The organism is Halobacterium jilantaiense, assembly GCF_900110535.1.
Taxonomy (GTDB): Archaea; Halobacteriota; Halobacteria; order Halobacteriales; family Halobacteriaceae; genus Halobacterium; species Halobacterium jilantaiense.
On sequence record NZ_FOJA01000001.1, the window covers coordinates 61,044 to 74,754 of the forward strand.

General features: G+C 69.2%; 14 protein-coding genes. 6 read left to right on the top strand and 8 right to left on the bottom strand.

The window, feature by feature from the left end; genetic code table 11:
• Window positions 1-52 precede the first annotated feature (52 nt).
• Window positions 53-2,242, top strand: coding sequence for an amino acid permease (locus tag BMW35_RS00345; protein WP_089667167.1), 2,190 nt, complete (start codon window positions 53-55; stop codon window positions 2,240-2,242).
• A 28-nt stretch (window positions 2,243-2,270) separates the two neighbouring features.
• On the opposite strand, the gene BMW35_RS00350 is transcribed toward BMW35_RS00345, so the two are convergent.
• Window positions 2,271-2,855 carry an NUDIX hydrolase gene (locus BMW35_RS00350; RefSeq protein WP_143052110.1) on the bottom strand — a complete coding sequence of 195 codons (585 nt, stop codon included), beginning with the start codon at window positions 2,853-2,855 and terminating at the stop codon, window positions 2,271-2,273.
• Window positions 2,856-2,948: 93 nt separating this feature from the next.
• Here BMW35_RS00350 and surE point away from each other — a divergent pair, with 93 nt between their 5' ends.
• Window positions 2,949-3,722, top strand: a complete 774-nt coding sequence (gene surE / locus BMW35_RS00355; RefSeq protein ID WP_089667169.1) for a 5'/3'-nucleotidase SurE — start codon at window positions 2,949-2,951, stop codon at window positions 3,720-3,722.
• A 5-nt stretch (window positions 3,723-3,727) separates the two neighbouring features.
• On the opposite strand, the gene BMW35_RS00360 is transcribed toward surE, so the two are convergent.
• Both BMW35_RS00360 and BMW35_RS00365 read right to left on the bottom strand, forming a co-directional pair.
• Window positions 3,728-4,225 (bottom strand): NUDIX hydrolase, encoded by a 498-nt coding sequence (locus tag BMW35_RS00360; RefSeq protein WP_089667170.1) that lies wholly within the window; start codon window positions 4,223-4,225, stop codon window positions 3,728-3,730.
• 134 nt (window positions 4,226-4,359) lie between these two features.
• Entirely contained in the window at window positions 4,360-4,968 is a 609-nt protein-coding gene (locus tag BMW35_RS00365; protein WP_143052111.1) for a DUF7344 domain-containing protein, read from the bottom strand.
• 430 nt (window positions 4,969-5,398) lie between these two features.
• On the opposite strand from BMW35_RS00365, the gene BMW35_RS00370 reads away from it, so the two are divergent.
• The 3 genes from BMW35_RS00370 to BMW35_RS00380 all read left to right on the top strand — a co-directional run bounded on the left by BMW35_RS00370 (window position 5,399) and on the right by BMW35_RS00380 (window position 10,039).
• Window positions 5,399-8,692, top strand: coding sequence for a S8 family serine peptidase (locus BMW35_RS00370; RefSeq protein WP_218138576.1), 3,294 nt, complete (start codon window positions 5,399-5,401; stop codon window positions 8,690-8,692).
• Between the two features lie 103 nt (window positions 8,693-8,795).
• A complete protein-coding gene (locus BMW35_RS00375) occupies window positions 8,796-9,518 on the top strand; it encodes a cohesin domain-containing protein (RefSeq protein WP_089667172.1) in 723 nt (240 codons plus the stop codon).
• Window positions 9,519-9,601: 83 nt separating this feature from the next.
• Entirely contained in the window at window positions 9,602-10,039 is a 438-nt protein-coding gene (locus BMW35_RS00380; protein ID WP_089667173.1) for a hypothetical protein, read from the top strand.
• Between the two features lie 25 nt (window positions 10,040-10,064).
• Here BMW35_RS00380 and BMW35_RS00385 read toward each other — a convergent pair whose 3' ends face one another.
• Both BMW35_RS00385 and BMW35_RS00390 read right to left on the bottom strand, forming a co-directional pair.
• The gene (locus BMW35_RS00385) at window positions 10,065-10,394 is read right to left on the bottom strand and encodes a chorismate mutase (protein WP_089667174.1); all 330 of its coding nucleotides are present in this window, start codon (window positions 10,392-10,394) and stop codon (window positions 10,065-10,067) included.
• Entirely contained in the window at window positions 10,328-11,182 is an 855-nt protein-coding gene (locus tag BMW35_RS00390; RefSeq protein WP_089667175.1) for a shikimate kinase, read from the bottom strand. The genes BMW35_RS00385 and BMW35_RS00390 overlap by 67 nt, the downstream gene beginning before the upstream one ends.
• A gap of 123 nt (window positions 11,183-11,305) precedes the next feature.
• On the opposite strand from BMW35_RS00390, the gene BMW35_RS00395 reads away from it, so the two are divergent.
• A complete protein-coding gene (locus BMW35_RS00395) occupies window positions 11,306-11,731 on the top strand; it encodes a DUF5796 family protein (RefSeq protein ID WP_089667176.1) in 426 nt (141 codons plus the stop codon).
• Here BMW35_RS00395 and BMW35_RS15965 read toward each other — a convergent pair whose 3' ends face one another.
• The 3 genes from BMW35_RS15965 to BMW35_RS00405 all read right to left on the bottom strand — a co-directional run bounded on the left by BMW35_RS15965 (window position 11,732) and on the right by BMW35_RS00405 (window position 13,678).
• A complete protein-coding gene (locus BMW35_RS15965) occupies window positions 11,732-11,866 on the bottom strand; it encodes a DUF7128 family protein (protein WP_281242458.1) in 135 nt (44 codons plus the stop codon).
• A gap of 71 nt (window positions 11,867-11,937) precedes the next feature.
• Window positions 11,938-13,035, bottom strand: coding sequence for a hypothetical protein (locus BMW35_RS00400; RefSeq protein ID WP_089667177.1), 1,098 nt, complete (start codon window positions 13,033-13,035; stop codon window positions 11,938-11,940).
• 70 nt (window positions 13,036-13,105) lie between these two features.
• Window positions 13,106-13,678, bottom strand: a complete 573-nt coding sequence (locus BMW35_RS00405; RefSeq protein ID WP_089667178.1) for a DUF7978 family protein — start codon at window positions 13,676-13,678, stop codon at window positions 13,106-13,108.
• Window positions 13,679-13,711 lie beyond the last annotated feature (33 nt).

The window sequence follows — 13,711 nt, forward strand, 5'->3', positions numbered from 1 at the left end:
GGACAGCACCGACAGCACGACTATCCACCCCGAAGCGACCCACTCTCTCCCAATGAAGACACTCGAACGCGACCTCGGAATCGGAGCAGTATTCGCCATCAGCGTCGGCGCGATGATCGGCAGCGGCATCTTCATCCTGCCGGCGCTCGCGCTGAAGATTGCCGGCCCGGCCGTCGTCGTCGCCTACCTGCTCGCGGGCCTGCTGGTCGTCCCGGCCGCCCTCTCGAAGTCCGAGATGGCGACCGCGATGCCGGAGGCCGGCGGCACCTACCTCTACATCGAGCGCGGCATGGGGCCCCTGCTCGGCACCGTCGCCGGTGTCGGCACCTGGTTCTCGCTGTCGTTCAAGAGCGCGCTCGCGCTCGTCGGCGGCGTCCCCTACCTCGTGCTGTTGTTCGACCTCCCCGTGAAGCCCGTCGCGATCGGGCTGGCGGCGTTCCTCGTCGTCGTGAACCTCGTCGGCGCGAAACAGACCGGCCGCCTCCAGACGATTATCGTCTCCGTCATGCTCGTCGCGCTCGGCTGGTTCGTCGCCGGTAGCGCCGGCAAGGTCCAGCAGGCGAACTACCAGAACTTCTTCGCCGGCGGCTGGGAGGGCCTGCTCGCCGCGACCGGCCTCGTGTTCGTCTCCTACGCGGGCGTCACGAAGGTCGCCAGCGTCGCCGAGGAGGTCGAGAACCCCGGCCGGAACATCCCGCTTGGCATCCTCGGGTCGCTGGTGTTCACCACGCTGCTGTACGTCGGCATCGTCGCCGTGATGGTCGGCGTCACCGACGCCGGCACGGTCGCGGGCTCCGCCACGCCGGTCGCAGTCGCCGCCGAGGCCACGCTCGGCGAGTGGGGCGTCTACGCCGTCATCGGGGCCGCCCTGCTCGCGCTGGTCTCGACGGCGAACGCCGGCATCCTGTCGTCCTCGCGGTACCCGTTCGCGATGAGCCGCGACAAGCTCGCGCCGCCGACGTTCGCCGAGATTCACGAGCGTTTCGGCACGCCGACGACCGCCATCACGCTCACGGGCGCGGTCGTGCTCGTGCTCATCGCGTTCGTCCCCATCCTCGAAATCGCGAAGCTCGCCAGCGCGTTCCAGATTCTCGTCTTCGTGCTGGTGAACGTCGCGCTCGTCGCGTTCCGCGAGGGGTCGACCGAGGACTACGACCCCGAGTTCACGGCACCGCTGTACCCCTGGATGCAGGTGTTCGGGGTCCTCAGCGGCCTCGCTCTGCTCACCCAGATGGGGCTCGTCGCGCTCGGCGGTGCCGTCGTCATCACCGCCGGGAGCGTGGTCTGGTACGTCGTCTACGCCCGGCCGCGCATCCGCCGGGAGGGAGCCGCGACCGACGTCATCCGGCGACGCCTCGGCCGCGACGTGCTCACGGAGACCGCGGACGCCGTCGGAGCACTCGACGCGCCCGGCGACACGCCCGAGGTGCTGGTGGCGCTCACCCGGGACGCGACCGAGGAGCGCGAACGCTCGCTGCTCTCGCTGGCCGCCGACCTCGTGCGACCGACCGACGGCAGGGTCGTCGTCGTGCGGTTCGACGAGGTGCCCGACCAGACGCCCCTCGACCACGCCGCGGAGGTCCAGTCCCCGGCCGACGTGCGCTTCGAGGCGCAGACCGAGGGCCTCAGCGCGGAGTTCGATGTCGACGTGGAGTACGGCGAAATCGTCAGCCACGACACCAAGCGCGCCATCGTGAACTTCGCCGACCACCGCGGCGTCGAGACCGTCGTCGCCGAACACGAGCGCCTGCGCCTCCGCTCGCGGCTGCTCGGCGACCCCATCGACTGGGTCGTCAGGCACGCCCCGTGTGACGTGTTGCTCGTGGAGAACCGCGGCTACGACAGCCCGCAGAACGTCGTTCTGGAGGGCGACGGCGGTCCCTACGACCCCGCGACGGTCGCCGTCGCGGACACGCTCGCCGGCGCGGCGGCCGGCCACGTCACGCTCCGGTTCCCGCTGTCCGAGACCCACCCGGACACGCGCCAGGCGACCATCCACGCCTATCAGGACGAACTCGCGGGCCTGCTGTCGGCACCGGTCCGGACCGCCGACCTGCGGCCGGACGGCGGACAGACCCCCGACCCGGACGTGGTCGTCCGCACCGGCTTCCGGCAGCGCGTCGGCGGCGGCCGCGGCGACCACACGCCCACGGCCGTCGACTGCACGGAGGTCACAGTCTACCCGCACGAGTCCCGGCAGCCCGGACTGCTCCGCCGGCTCGCCGAGCGGCTCGTGTTCTGAGCCGGCAGCCGGTCGCGGGTCCAGTCGCTCAGAAGAACGCGTCGGCGCGCTCGCCGCTGGGCTCCCCCAGTCGAGCGGGCCGCTCCGCGAACCACGCGGCACCGTTCACTTCGCTGGCCTGCACGGCGACGCTGCCGCCGGTGTACTCCGCGTCGAAGTAGACGTGCAGTGTGTGACTCACCCGGCCGTCGGCGTCGTCCTCGCTGCGCCACCGGCAGCGGTTGAGGTGCCAGAGGCCGGCAATCTCGCAGTCGACGCCCGCCTCCTCTCGGGTCTCTCGGACGGCCGCGTCCTCGACGGACTCCTCGCCCTCTAGGCCGCCGCCCGGGACGCCCCACGCTGACTCTCCCCGCGGCAGAACGAGCAGCGCGCGCTCACGGTCCTCGACGCCGCCGCTGTACGACTCGCTGCGCTCGGCGGCCTGCTCCGGGGCGCGCACGGTCCACGTGTACGCGCTCCCGACGTAGCCGTCGCGTGCGTTCTCGACGTACTCGGGGAACGCGCCGGCCTCCACCTCGACTGTCTCCTCGCTGACGGGGACCGGCCCGTACTCGGCCCGCAGCCGTTCGACCTGTTCGTCGACGAACCCGCGGTTGAGGTGTTCGCTGGACACGGCTGGACACACCGTGTTGGCGTCCGTGCAAGTAGCTTCCGCCGACCGCGCACTCCCGAAACGCTCTTTCGCCGTCCGACCGACGACCACACGATGGACTCAGAGCCCGAGATTCTCGTGACGAACGACGATGGAATCGACGCCCCCGGCATCCGCGCGCTCGCCGAGGGCCTCGACGCCGTCGGGAACGTCACTGTCGTCGCGCCCGCCGACGACAAGAGCGCGACCGGCCGCGCGATGTCCAGTGAGGTCCGCGTCCACGACCACGACCTCGGGTACGCCGTCGAGGGGACACCTTCCGACTGCGTCGTCGCCGGGCTGGAGGCGCTCGGGCCGTACCCCGACCTCGTGGTCGCCGGTGTGAACGAGGGCGGGAACCTCGGGATGTACGTCCTCGGCCGGTCCGGCACCGTCAGCGCCGCCGTCGAGTCGGCGTTCTTCGGCGTGCCCGCCATCGCCGTCTCGATGTACATGCGCGAAGACCAGTTCGGCGAGCCGACGGCCGTCGAAGACTACGAACACGCCGTCGACGCCACCACGCACCTCGCCGACGCCGCCGTCGAGACTGACGTCTTCGAGGCGGCGGACTACCTGAACGTGAACGCGCCCCACCCGGAGGCCGACGCGACCGGCGAGATGGTCGTCACGCGCCCCTCCCACGCGTACGACATGACCGCCGACCAGCACGGCGACACCGTGGCGCTCCGGGACCGGCTCTGGGACGCGATGGCGTCCGGCGACATCCCCGACCCGGAAGGGACCGACCGGCGGGCCGTCCTCGACGGCCACGTCTCTGTGTCGCCGCTGACGGCACCGCACACGACCGAACGCCACGACGCGCTCGACGACCTCGCCGACCGGTTCTGACGCGACTACTCCACCCGGCAGTCCCGCAGCATCGCCTCGGCGTCTAGCACTCCAGCGACGCTCGGGGGCGAGCCGTCGAACCAGCCCACGCGCTCGATTTCGTCCGCGCGCTCCCCGAGATCGTCCCCGAACTCGGTGGCGTCGGTGCGCGCCGCGAACGCCACGAACCACCCCCGGATCGACTCGTCGCCCGACCGGAACACCTGTTCTTCGACGCGCCGCGGGCCGAGTACGGTACAGTCCAGCCCGGTCTCCTCGCGGACCTCGCGGCGCGCCGCGGCCGCGAACGTCTCGCCGTCCTCGACGCCGCCGCCCGGCAGCACCCAGCCGTCGCTCCAGTGCGTCTCGACGAACGCCACCTCGCCGTCGGGGTTCCAGACGACCGCGCCGGCCGCCGTCCAGCCGTCCGCGTCCGGCGACAGGTCTTCCGGTGGCACCTCGAACTCGCGCACCACGTGGGTCGCGTCAGAGCGCGCGACGAGGCCGGCGAGCGCGTCGTTCATGCGCGACCCTCGATTGCCGGCCGATAAAAAGCTGACCCGACCGGCACGCCGAATCTGGCCGCCGGGCTGCGGGTCGGCGACGCTCGTCTCTGCGAGTGGACGGTCGGTGGCTGCTACCGGTACTCCTCGCGGCGTCAGTCGTCGTTCGTGTAGGCGTCGTGGGCGAGCCCGGCGAGCGCGCAGGCGCAGACGACGAGCACGACGACCGCGACCGGTCCGCTGACCACGGCTGGCGAGGCGAGGTGGCTCACGGTCGTGGCGAGCGCGACTGCGGACACGGAGACGGCCGACAGCGCTCGGTTGTCCCCGTCGTCGGCCGGTTCGGGCGTCCTGTCGAGGAGGGCGTCGACGTCGACGTCTGGGTCCAGTTCCAGGCGGCAGGCGCGTTTGTCGAACTCCACGAGGTCTGCGGCCGCCATCTTCGGCGCGTGATGCTGGTAGACGGCTGCCTGGACGGACTTGCGGTCGTCGTACGTGACGGAGACCGGGTCCGCGATTCCCTCCTCCCAGGCAGCGATGGTGGACGCGAGCTCCGGGACCTCGGCTGCGTTGTTCTCGGCGTCGTCGAGCAGGTAGAGTATCTGACGGCGGCGGCGGTTCGCGAGGACGTCGAACACTCTGTCTACGTCGTCGGCGTTGTCGTCGGTCGTGGCTGACCGGTGCTGGAGTGTGCCGACACCACTCTCGTCCTGATTGTCCGGTTCTCTCCCCGATTCGTCGGGCTTAGTTTGTGAAACACTCACACGATTCTCCCCGGTAGCATCCTCTCACCCTGCCGCATTAAATCTTTATGAACTGACGATTCGGGGTCGAAATTTCGACACTGGGGGGCTGAAACATCTTTTTATGCAAAATGGTGGAGCGGCTAGTTATGGTGGTTGTTAACACGAAAAGTCGGGCTAACCGCAGCTTAACCGATTCATCACTCCGACGAAATCACCCAGTGACCCGAATACGGACGGCGGGAAGGGGGCCGTCGCCCACTGTAACCAGTTCCTAACCCTGCCACTCCCGAACCGAATACGGGTCGCTGTGCAACCCAACGACCTCGTTTCGTCCGACGCCAGTGAGAAATAACGGCATAATCGGGTGGTAGCGTCTCCATATTCCGCCGACTACTGATTCACCCTCCCGCAGTTGGTCGAGATGCGTGGTACCGCCGCGCACAGTACAATGAATCGGAAGGCAGTCTTCGCCACGATATTCGCGGTGCTGCTCGCGCTCGCCCCCGCAGCGGGGATGGCGGGCGCTACGGCGGCACCAGCAGGGGGAACAGACGCAGTAGCTAATGCACTCGACGGCGACGTAGAGAACCCGAACGCGGCCGTCGAGTTCGGCGCACCAGGTGACGTCGACGCGGCCCTCCAGGACGCCGAGGGCACGGTCGAAGTCGTCCTGCGGCTGGAAGCGATCGACCGCGCCAGCATCCAGGACGTCACCGGGCAGGCAGCGATTCAGTCACTGAAGACCCACGCCGCCGCGACCCAGCAGAACCTCCTTCGGTTCGCCGGGCAGACCGACGGCGTCGAGGTCGTCGAGCAGCTCTGGATCGCGAACGCGGTGCTCGCGGAAGTCGACACCGACGAGGTCAGCATCGAAGAGCTGACCCGGATCAAAGGTGTCGAGCGAGCGCACGCGAACTTCGAGCTCACGGTGCCCGAGCCCGCCCAGCAGCGCGCCGCCAGCGCGGACGGCGTGCAGGTGGACTCCTACAACACCACCTACGGCCTCTCGCAGATCAACGCTACCGAGGTCTGGGACGAGTACAACACGATGGGTGACGGCGTCGGCGTCGCCGTCCTCGACACCGGTGTCGACCCGGACCACCCGGACATCGACATCGACCCGGACAACTTCGTCGAAGCCACCGAGGACGGCGTGGAGAACGTCGACCCCTACGATAGTGCTGAACACGGCACCCACACTTCGGGTACCGTCACCGGTGGGAACGCCAGCGGCGAGTACATCGGCGTCGCGCCCGACGCGACGCTCTATCACGGCCTCGTTATTTCGGGCGGTAGCGGCTCGTTCGTGCAGGTCGCCAACGGGATGCAGTGGGCCGCCAACGAGTCCGGTGTCGACGTCGTGTCGATGAGCCTCGGCGGAGAGGGGTACTCCGAGCAGATGATCGAGCCCACGCAGAACATCGAGGCCGCCGGCAAGATTCTCGTTGCCTCGGCGGGTAACAGCGGCGCAGGGACTTCCGGCAGCCCCGGGAACGTCTACGAGGCAGTCGCAGCCGGCGCGAGCAACGAAGCCGGCGGCATCGCCGACTTCTCCAGCGGCGAGGAGATCGACACCGAGTCCGCGTGGGGCGACGCCGCGCCCAGCGACTGGCCGGACTCCTACACCGTTCCCGACTACGCCGCGCCCGGTGTGGCCGTGAAGAGCGCCGCGCCCGGCGGCGGCTACCAGGAGCTGTCCGGAACGTCGATGGCCGCGCCGCACATGAGCGGCGCAGTCGCGCTGATGCTGTCCGCGGCGGGCGATATCGACCAGGCGACCGTCGAGGACGCGCTGACCGAGTCGGCGTGGACGCCCACCGAGGACCCCGACCCGACCCGGTACGGTGACGGCATCATCGACATCTACAACGCGACCGACCAGGTCGCACTCGAACAGGAGATCACTGGCACGGTGACTGACACCGACGGCAGCCCCATCGCGGGCGCGACCGTCTCCACCGACCAGGGCTTCGAAGCGACGACGAACGCCGAGGGCGAGTACACGGTGCTCGCGGAGACCGGGAACGTCTCGGTGACCGCCGACGCCTTCGGAGCGGAGAGCGCGACCGAGACCGTCGAAGTCGGCGACAACGAGACCGCCGTCCAGAACTTCAGCCTCGAACCCGCGCTCGGTGTCACTCTGGAGTCCGGACAGGCCAGCGCCATCGAGGGCGGTGAGAACGCCTCCGCGACTGTCAACGTCGCGAACCTCGACTCGTACACCGCCGAACTCGCCGACGGCTACAGCGAGGCCGACGCCACGCTGTACCTCAACGGCGACGAGATTCAGTTCGGCGAGACGGTCGAACTCGGCGGTTACAGCGGCACGGCGACCGTGACTGTCGAGACGGCCGCGAACACGACGGGGAGCCTCTCCATCGAACACAGCTTCGCGGGCCTCGGTGACAGCGTCAACGTCACCACCGGCCCGACCGAGGTCTACGAGAACTTCGTTCAGGTCGGCGTCGTCGACGACGACGGCGGCTACGGCGGCGCGGTCGCCTCCACCATCGAGGCGGAGACGCCCGGGAACTACTCGGTGTCCGTCATCGGCTCCGACACCGCCATCGACTCCGTCGACGAGTACGACGCGTACGTCGTCCAGCAGATCGACGAGGACAACGCCGACGCGTTCACGTCCGCAACGGCGGGCTACAGCGTCGGGACCGTCTACCTCGACCAGTGGGCGTCGGACTCCAACGGCATCGAAGCGCGGTCGTCCGCGCTCGGCGACCCGGCGGAGACCGACGACGGCTTCAGCGGCGAGCAGCCGCAGTACGTGAACGTCGCCGACCACCCCATCTTCGAGGGAACCGGTGACGAGCCGATTCTCCTCCACGAAGCCACGTTCTCGGACAAGACGTGGTTCAGCGGCACCGACGCCGAGGTCCTGGCCGACGTCTCCAACGGCGAGGTCCAGGGCGCTGGCGTCGCAGTCAGCGAGGCGCGCTGGGACATCCTCGGCGCGTCTCTCGGCTACAGCTCGTTCGTCGGCGACGACGACTTCACCGAGGACGCGGACACCATCCTCGGCAACATGGTCACCCTCGCCGTGGACACGCCGGATCCGGCAGGCACGGTGAGCGTCACCGACACGATGGTCACGCCGGACAGCTCGGCGACCGTGACCCTCGAGACCGACGTGTCGAACGCCACGGGCTACGAGGCCACCATCGAATTCGACCCGGAGAAGCTCCAGGTCGAGGACGTGTCCGGTGAGAACATGGCCGACCCCGTGATGGAGGTCGACAACGAGGACGGCGAGATATTCCTGACGCAAGCGCAGGCGTCGGGTGCCGACGCGCCCGAGATGGCCGAGATCGAGTTCGAGGTCATCGATATGCAGAACGGCGAGGAGGCCGACGTCAGCCTCGTCGGCTCCGAGTCCGCGGTCTACGACCCGAGCGGTGAGGCCTACACCACCAACTGGGACAACGGCCACGTCATGGTGCTCGAGGGCGACCTCGGTGACGTGAACGCGGACGGCGAGATCACTGCTGGTGACGCGGTCATCGTCCAGCGGTACATCGCCGGTCTGCCGACCGACGTGCCGGACGAACAGATCGAAGTGCTCGGCGACGTCAACCAAGACGGCCAGATCACGTCCGCCGACGTGACCTACATCCTGCAGATCGTCGCCGGCATCGAGGAGCCGCCGGAGATGAACGCGGTCGGCAGTCAGTCGCCCGTCGCCACTTCGGTCTTCGAAGCGACCGCCGGTCCGAGCGCAGTCGCGCTCTAGCCGGTCGAACCACCCGCCGACACCCCTACCCGGTCCATATTTCAGTACGTCCGCGGTCCGAGTCTGCAAAAAACTGATACCCACCACGCGACATTTCGATACGATGATTGACACCACACACCGTTCGATCGCCGTCGCGGCGCTCGTCGTGGCCGTCGCCGTCACCACGGCGGCCGCCCCAGTCGTCGCGGCGACCGCCGGAACTGACGGACGCACGCTCGACAGCCAGGACCAGCCCCGGATGCAGTTGGGGTCCGCCACCGTCGACCCCGGCGAGACGACGACAGTCGAACTCGCCACGGACGCCACCGGCGTCGCCGGCTACCAGGCGAACGTCACGTTCGACCCGGCCGTCGTCTCCGTCGAGTCGGTCGCCGGCTCCGACAGCTTCGGCGACCCGGTCGTGAACGTGAACAACGACGAGGGCTGGGTGTTCGTCACGCAGTCGCAGGTCGACGGCACGGACGAGCCCGTCCTCGCCACCATCACGTTCGCGGCCGTCGGCGACGACGGCGCGCGTTCCTCGCTCGGATTCGTCGACGAGGAGACCGTCCTCAACGACGCCGACTCCACGACCGTCGAGGTCTCGCTGTCGCCCGGCGAGGTGACGGTCGCCGCCGGCGACGTGTCCAGCGACGCCAGCGGTAGCGACAGCAGTAACGAGGACAGCCAGAACGACGTCGACAAGCAGAAATCCGACGCCAGTGACGGCGGCGGGGGTGGCGGCCCGCTCGGCGGCGTCGACCCGGTCGTCGTCGGCGGTGGTGCGGCCGCCCTCGGCGGCACCGCCGCGGCGGGCGTCTACCTCGGCCAGCGCCTCGGGTAGCCCGCCCGGCACCCGGAGCGCGGCGCGCACGCGGACCGCGACCCACCGAAATTTCTTGCCGAGGGAAACAGAACAACGACGTGATGCCCCAGCCCTCCATCGAGCGCCGGTCATCGCTCAGCCACCTCCTGCTCGTCTGGGTCCTCGTCGGGTCCTCGCTCGCGGGCCTCGGCGTCGCGCTCGTCGAGGCTCTCCCCGTCACGACTCCCGTAGCTCCCGTGAACGTCGGCTTGCTGTTCGGGACTGCCCTCGTCGCCGCGCTCTGGACTGGTGGCTTCCGGCCGTCGCTCCGCGCGAGCGCCGGCTACTTCGTCGCCACGCACACCCTGCAGTTCCTGCTCGTCGTCGGCTCGGTGTTTTTCACCTCGCCCGACTCGGGGCTCTCCCCGTGGCAGGTCGTCGCGCTCCAATGCGTCTCGATAGCGATTCTGGCCGCACTCGCGTTCACGGCGCTCGGTGAGCGAGTCCGCGCTACCGTATGGACGTGGGGACGGCGACTCGCCAAGCGACCGCCGGAGTGAGTCGATAGTGGCCGGTCCGCGGTCGCTACCGGTTCTCCCGCTGCTCGACCTTGTTCAGTTCGATGAGCAGCCGGAAGATGGCCTTCACGAGGTTGTCGTCGACGTCGAACGCCGCGGCGTTTTTCCCGGCGCGCTCCATCACCGCCTGCTCCTGGGACTCGTCGGTCGTCGCCAGCCCCTGTTCGTCTTTCACGTCGGCGATGGTCTCGGCGACGTAGGTGCGTCGCGCGATGAGGTCGACGATTTCGCGGTCGATGCTCTCGATCTCCTCTCGGAGTTCGTCCAGTGTCATGTCGTTCGGGCCCCGGTCAGTTGCGTCGTCGTCTCCCTGACCGTCCCCGGGTTCTCGTTCCATAGCGTAGCCACCTCCTGGATGCCGTCGGCGTCCCCGACCGCCACGTAGCTCGGCCCCGTCCCGGACAGCGACACGCCGGTCGCGTGCGGGAGCGCCGCCACCGCGGGGTCGGTCGGGAAGTCGAGTGCCGCACAGAACGCCAGCCCGTTGACCGTCATCGCGGTGCCGTAGTCGCCGGCCGCGGCGAGGTCCGCGACGTGGTCGGCGAGCCCCGCGACGCGCTCGCAGCGCGACACGTCGGCGTCTGCGGAGTACGCGCGCTCCGGCGGCGTCCAGACCGCAGCGTGCCAGTCCACCTCGTCGCGGACGACGAGGTCGTCCTCGCGGTTGTCCGTCAGCGTTAGCCCACCGAGCATGCTCGCGGTCGCGTCGTCGAACGCGCCCGTCACGGTGACGCCGGCGTCTCGCGCGGCCTGCACGCCCAGCCGAGCCGCTTCGATTCGCTCTACGTCCTCGGCGACCCCGAGCGCGTCCAGCGTCGCGAGCACCGTCGCGTTCGCCGCGGCACTCGAACTCTTCAGCCCCGCGGCGAGCGGAATCTCTCCGTCGGTGCGGACGTGGCCGCCCTCGCCGTCGCCGTAGCGTTCGGTCGCGAGCGCCACGCAGCGCTCCACGAGGCCGGTGTCGGCGTCGGCGTGGTCGGCGATGTCGCCGGACACGCTCTCGCGCTCCGGTTCGAGGGACACGGTCGCCTCGACGTCGAAGTCCAGCGCGAACGCCGAGCCGACGCCGGTCGCCAGCGCGTTCAACACCGTTCCGGCGGCCGGCGCGACTGCACGCCCGTCCATGGGGTGTCCTGGCGAGGGCCGTACTTGTGACTGGCGCTCCGGGCAACCCCGGCGAACGGCCGCGGCGAACCGCCGGCAAACCGCGGGGTTTTCACCGGCTCGCCGTCAACCAACGCCCAAGAGATGAGCGCCCGTAACGACGTCGCGCCGAGCACCCTCGGCGTCGAACTGGCAGAAGAGGGCGTCTACGTCGAGTACACGGACGGTCGACGCGTGTTCTACAACGGCGTCCCCGAGCGAATCGAGGGCACCCTGCGGACGAACCCCGGCAAGGACGTCCACGTGCTCGTGACTGACCCGACGGAGACGGAGGGCGTCCTCGTCTACGTGAACGACCTCAAGACCGACGACGAGATTCTGGAGTCCACGGGCGTCGGACGCGTGATGTTAGACCCCGGCGAGGAAGAAGAGCTGTTCCCGGGCGTGACAGTGCGAGCGGACGGCTACGCGGTGGAGGTCGAGGCCGACCCCGAGGCGGCCCGGGGCCGCGTGTTCGTCTTCGAGGAAGACGAACTCGGCGAGTACGCCTACGAGCTGTTCGACGAGTAGCTACTGGAGGTACGACGGCTCCTCGGCGTCGCAGTTCTGCTCGTGCTGGCCGGCGTCGCCGGCGTCGTCGAACATCAGGCCACACTCCTCGCAGCGGTACCAGGTCATGTCGTCGCGTTCTGTCTCCTCGACCATACTGGACGACTCGGCACCTGAGCTAAAAACCGTTGCCCCGGCGGCACACGAGCGCGGGCGGGTCGACTCTGCTATTCCCCGGCTGGAATCGTCGCGACGGACGCGCTCGTGCTGTTCGAACCGGACCCGTATCCGGTCTGCTCCGTGTCGTAGAACGCCTCGACCTGCGACTCGACGTTCTCGACGGTGTCCGTGTGCGTGACGGTCACCGTCTCGCCGTCCTGCGAGACGGAGACGGCGTCGAGGACAGACTGGGTCGCGCTGTCTTCCTCACCCATGCTCGCGTACAGCGAGAGCACGCCGTCGAAGGCGTTGTAGACCTCCGTGGCGTCGCCCTCCGACGCGGCGACGAGACTCATCGTGGTCGTCACGTTCCCGTCACTCGTCGCGAACGATCCGGAGACGTGCGTCACGTTCCCCAGCGCGGAGACGTCCATCTGGTTGCCGACCACGGACTGCTCGCCGGACGGCACGTCCGCCTCGCTCGGCATCGCCATCGCGAACCGGACGTAGCCGTCCTCGGTGTCCTCGAACGTCGCTTTCAGGTCGCCGTTGAGGGCGTCTGCGTCGCCGTTGCGCACGTCAATCACACTCTCGACGGCGCTCCGGTCGCCGGCGGCGAACGTGCCGTCGCCGAGCACGGCGAGCACGCTGACGTCGTCCTCGTCGCTCTCGTAGGCGTACAGCGTCGTGTCGCCGTACGTCTCCTCGGTGAGTTCGCCGTCCTGCTTCTCGATCGCAGCGACGACTTCGTCCTCGGTGTACGACGTAGCCAGCACCGCCGCGGCCGAACCCTCGCCCTCCATCGGGTTCTCGGGCGCGGTGCCGAATGCGGTCATCGTGTCGAACTTCGACGGGTCGAGGTCGCTGTCGTTCTCCGCCTGATCGAACACCCCGTCGACGTCCGTGGGGCCGTCGTCGTACTCACCGCTGGCCTCCATCGCCGTGTTCGCGATGGAGCGCAGGGACTCGTCGTCGGCCATCCCCGCCGCGTCGACGTACGAGACGTACTCGGCGGACGCCGGGATGCTATCCAGTTGCGGTTCGGCACTGGTGTCGTTCGCGCCGAGGTTCCCGACGGAGCCCAAGCAGCCGGCGGTCACGAGCAGCGCGGAGAGCGCGACTGCCAGCAGCGCGAGTCGTCGCGTCGAACGGGGTCTGCCTGTCATACTGCAAGCTAGGGACGAAGCGTTTGAATAGCTTGTGACAGCCCGCACGCGTTGTGAATCCGGCGCTGTATCACTCGCCGAGTAGGTGTCGCAGCCGACCGCCGAGCGCGCCGAACGCGGCGGGGAACGCGACGCCGAGGACGAGCAGCGTCGGTAACGGCTCCGGAGCGACGACCCGGTGCATGCCGTCGTACTGGAAGACGCCGGTCCAGCGGAAGGCGTACAGCGAGCAGGCCGCCGCGAGCAGGTAGCCCGCCGCGATTCCGGCCCCGCGCCGGACGGCGCGCCGTGGGGTGGCCGCGTCTCCTGCGGCGAGCGCGCCCACCGCGACCAGCAGGACCGGCGGCACCGCGAACAGGAACCACGCCCAGGGATCGGTCGCCGTCGGCGCGACGGGGAGGTCGTAGCCGTCGACCATCGTGCCCTTGGACGCGCGGAGCGCGACGTGGTGCGCGCCCACCCACAGCCAGCCGGCGACCTGCCAGGCGGCGGGCCCGGCCTCGCGAGCGGTGAACCGGCCCGCGGGGGCCGCCACAGCAGCCGCCAGAGCGTCCACGCGAAGCAGATAGGTGGCGGCGTAACCGAGCAGCGCGGCGAGCGCACCGAGTGCGGTGCCTCGCTTCGAGTACGCGTTGTCGAACACGGGCCGCAGTGGTCCCGTCTCCGTACTTGAATA

What these genes read in the sequence shown, in the direction of transcription:
- BMW35_RS00345 (WP_089667167.1), top strand. Translation starts at nt 53, where the DNA reads ATGAAGACACTCGAACGCGACCTCGGAATCGGAGCAGTATTCGCCATC.
- surE (WP_089667169.1), top strand. Translation starts at nt 2,949, where the DNA reads ATGGACTCAGAGCCCGAGATTCTCGTGACGAACGACGATGGAATCGAC.
- BMW35_RS00360 (WP_089667170.1), bottom strand. Translation starts at nt 4,225, where the DNA reads ATGAACGACGCGCTCGCCGGCCTCGTCGCGCGCTCTGACGCGACCCAC.
- BMW35_RS00370 (WP_218138576.1), top strand. Translation starts at nt 5,399, where the DNA reads ATGAATCGGAAGGCAGTCTTCGCCACGATATTCGCGGTGCTGCTCGCG.
- BMW35_RS00375 (WP_089667172.1), top strand. Translation starts at nt 8,796, where the DNA reads ATGATTGACACCACACACCGTTCGATCGCCGTCGCGGCGCTCGTCGTG.
- BMW35_RS00380 (WP_089667173.1), top strand. Translation starts at nt 9,602, where the DNA reads ATGCCCCAGCCCTCCATCGAGCGCCGGTCATCGCTCAGCCACCTCCTG.
- BMW35_RS00385 (WP_089667174.1), bottom strand. Translation starts at nt 10,394, where the DNA reads ATGGAACGAGAACCCGGGGACGGTCAGGGAGACGACGACGCAACTGAC.
- BMW35_RS00390 (WP_089667175.1), bottom strand. Translation starts at nt 11,182, where the DNA reads ATGGACGGGCGTGCAGTCGCGCCGGCCGCCGGAACGGTGTTGAACGCG.
- BMW35_RS00395 (WP_089667176.1), top strand. Translation starts at nt 11,306, where the DNA reads ATGAGCGCCCGTAACGACGTCGCGCCGAGCACCCTCGGCGTCGAACTG.
- BMW35_RS15965 (WP_281242458.1), bottom strand. Translation starts at nt 11,866, where the DNA reads ATGGTCGAGGAGACAGAACGCGACGACATGACCTGGTACCGCTGCGAG.
- BMW35_RS00400 (WP_089667177.1), bottom strand. Translation starts at nt 13,035, where the DNA reads ATGACAGGCAGACCCCGTTCGACGCGACGACTCGCGCTGCTGGCAGTC.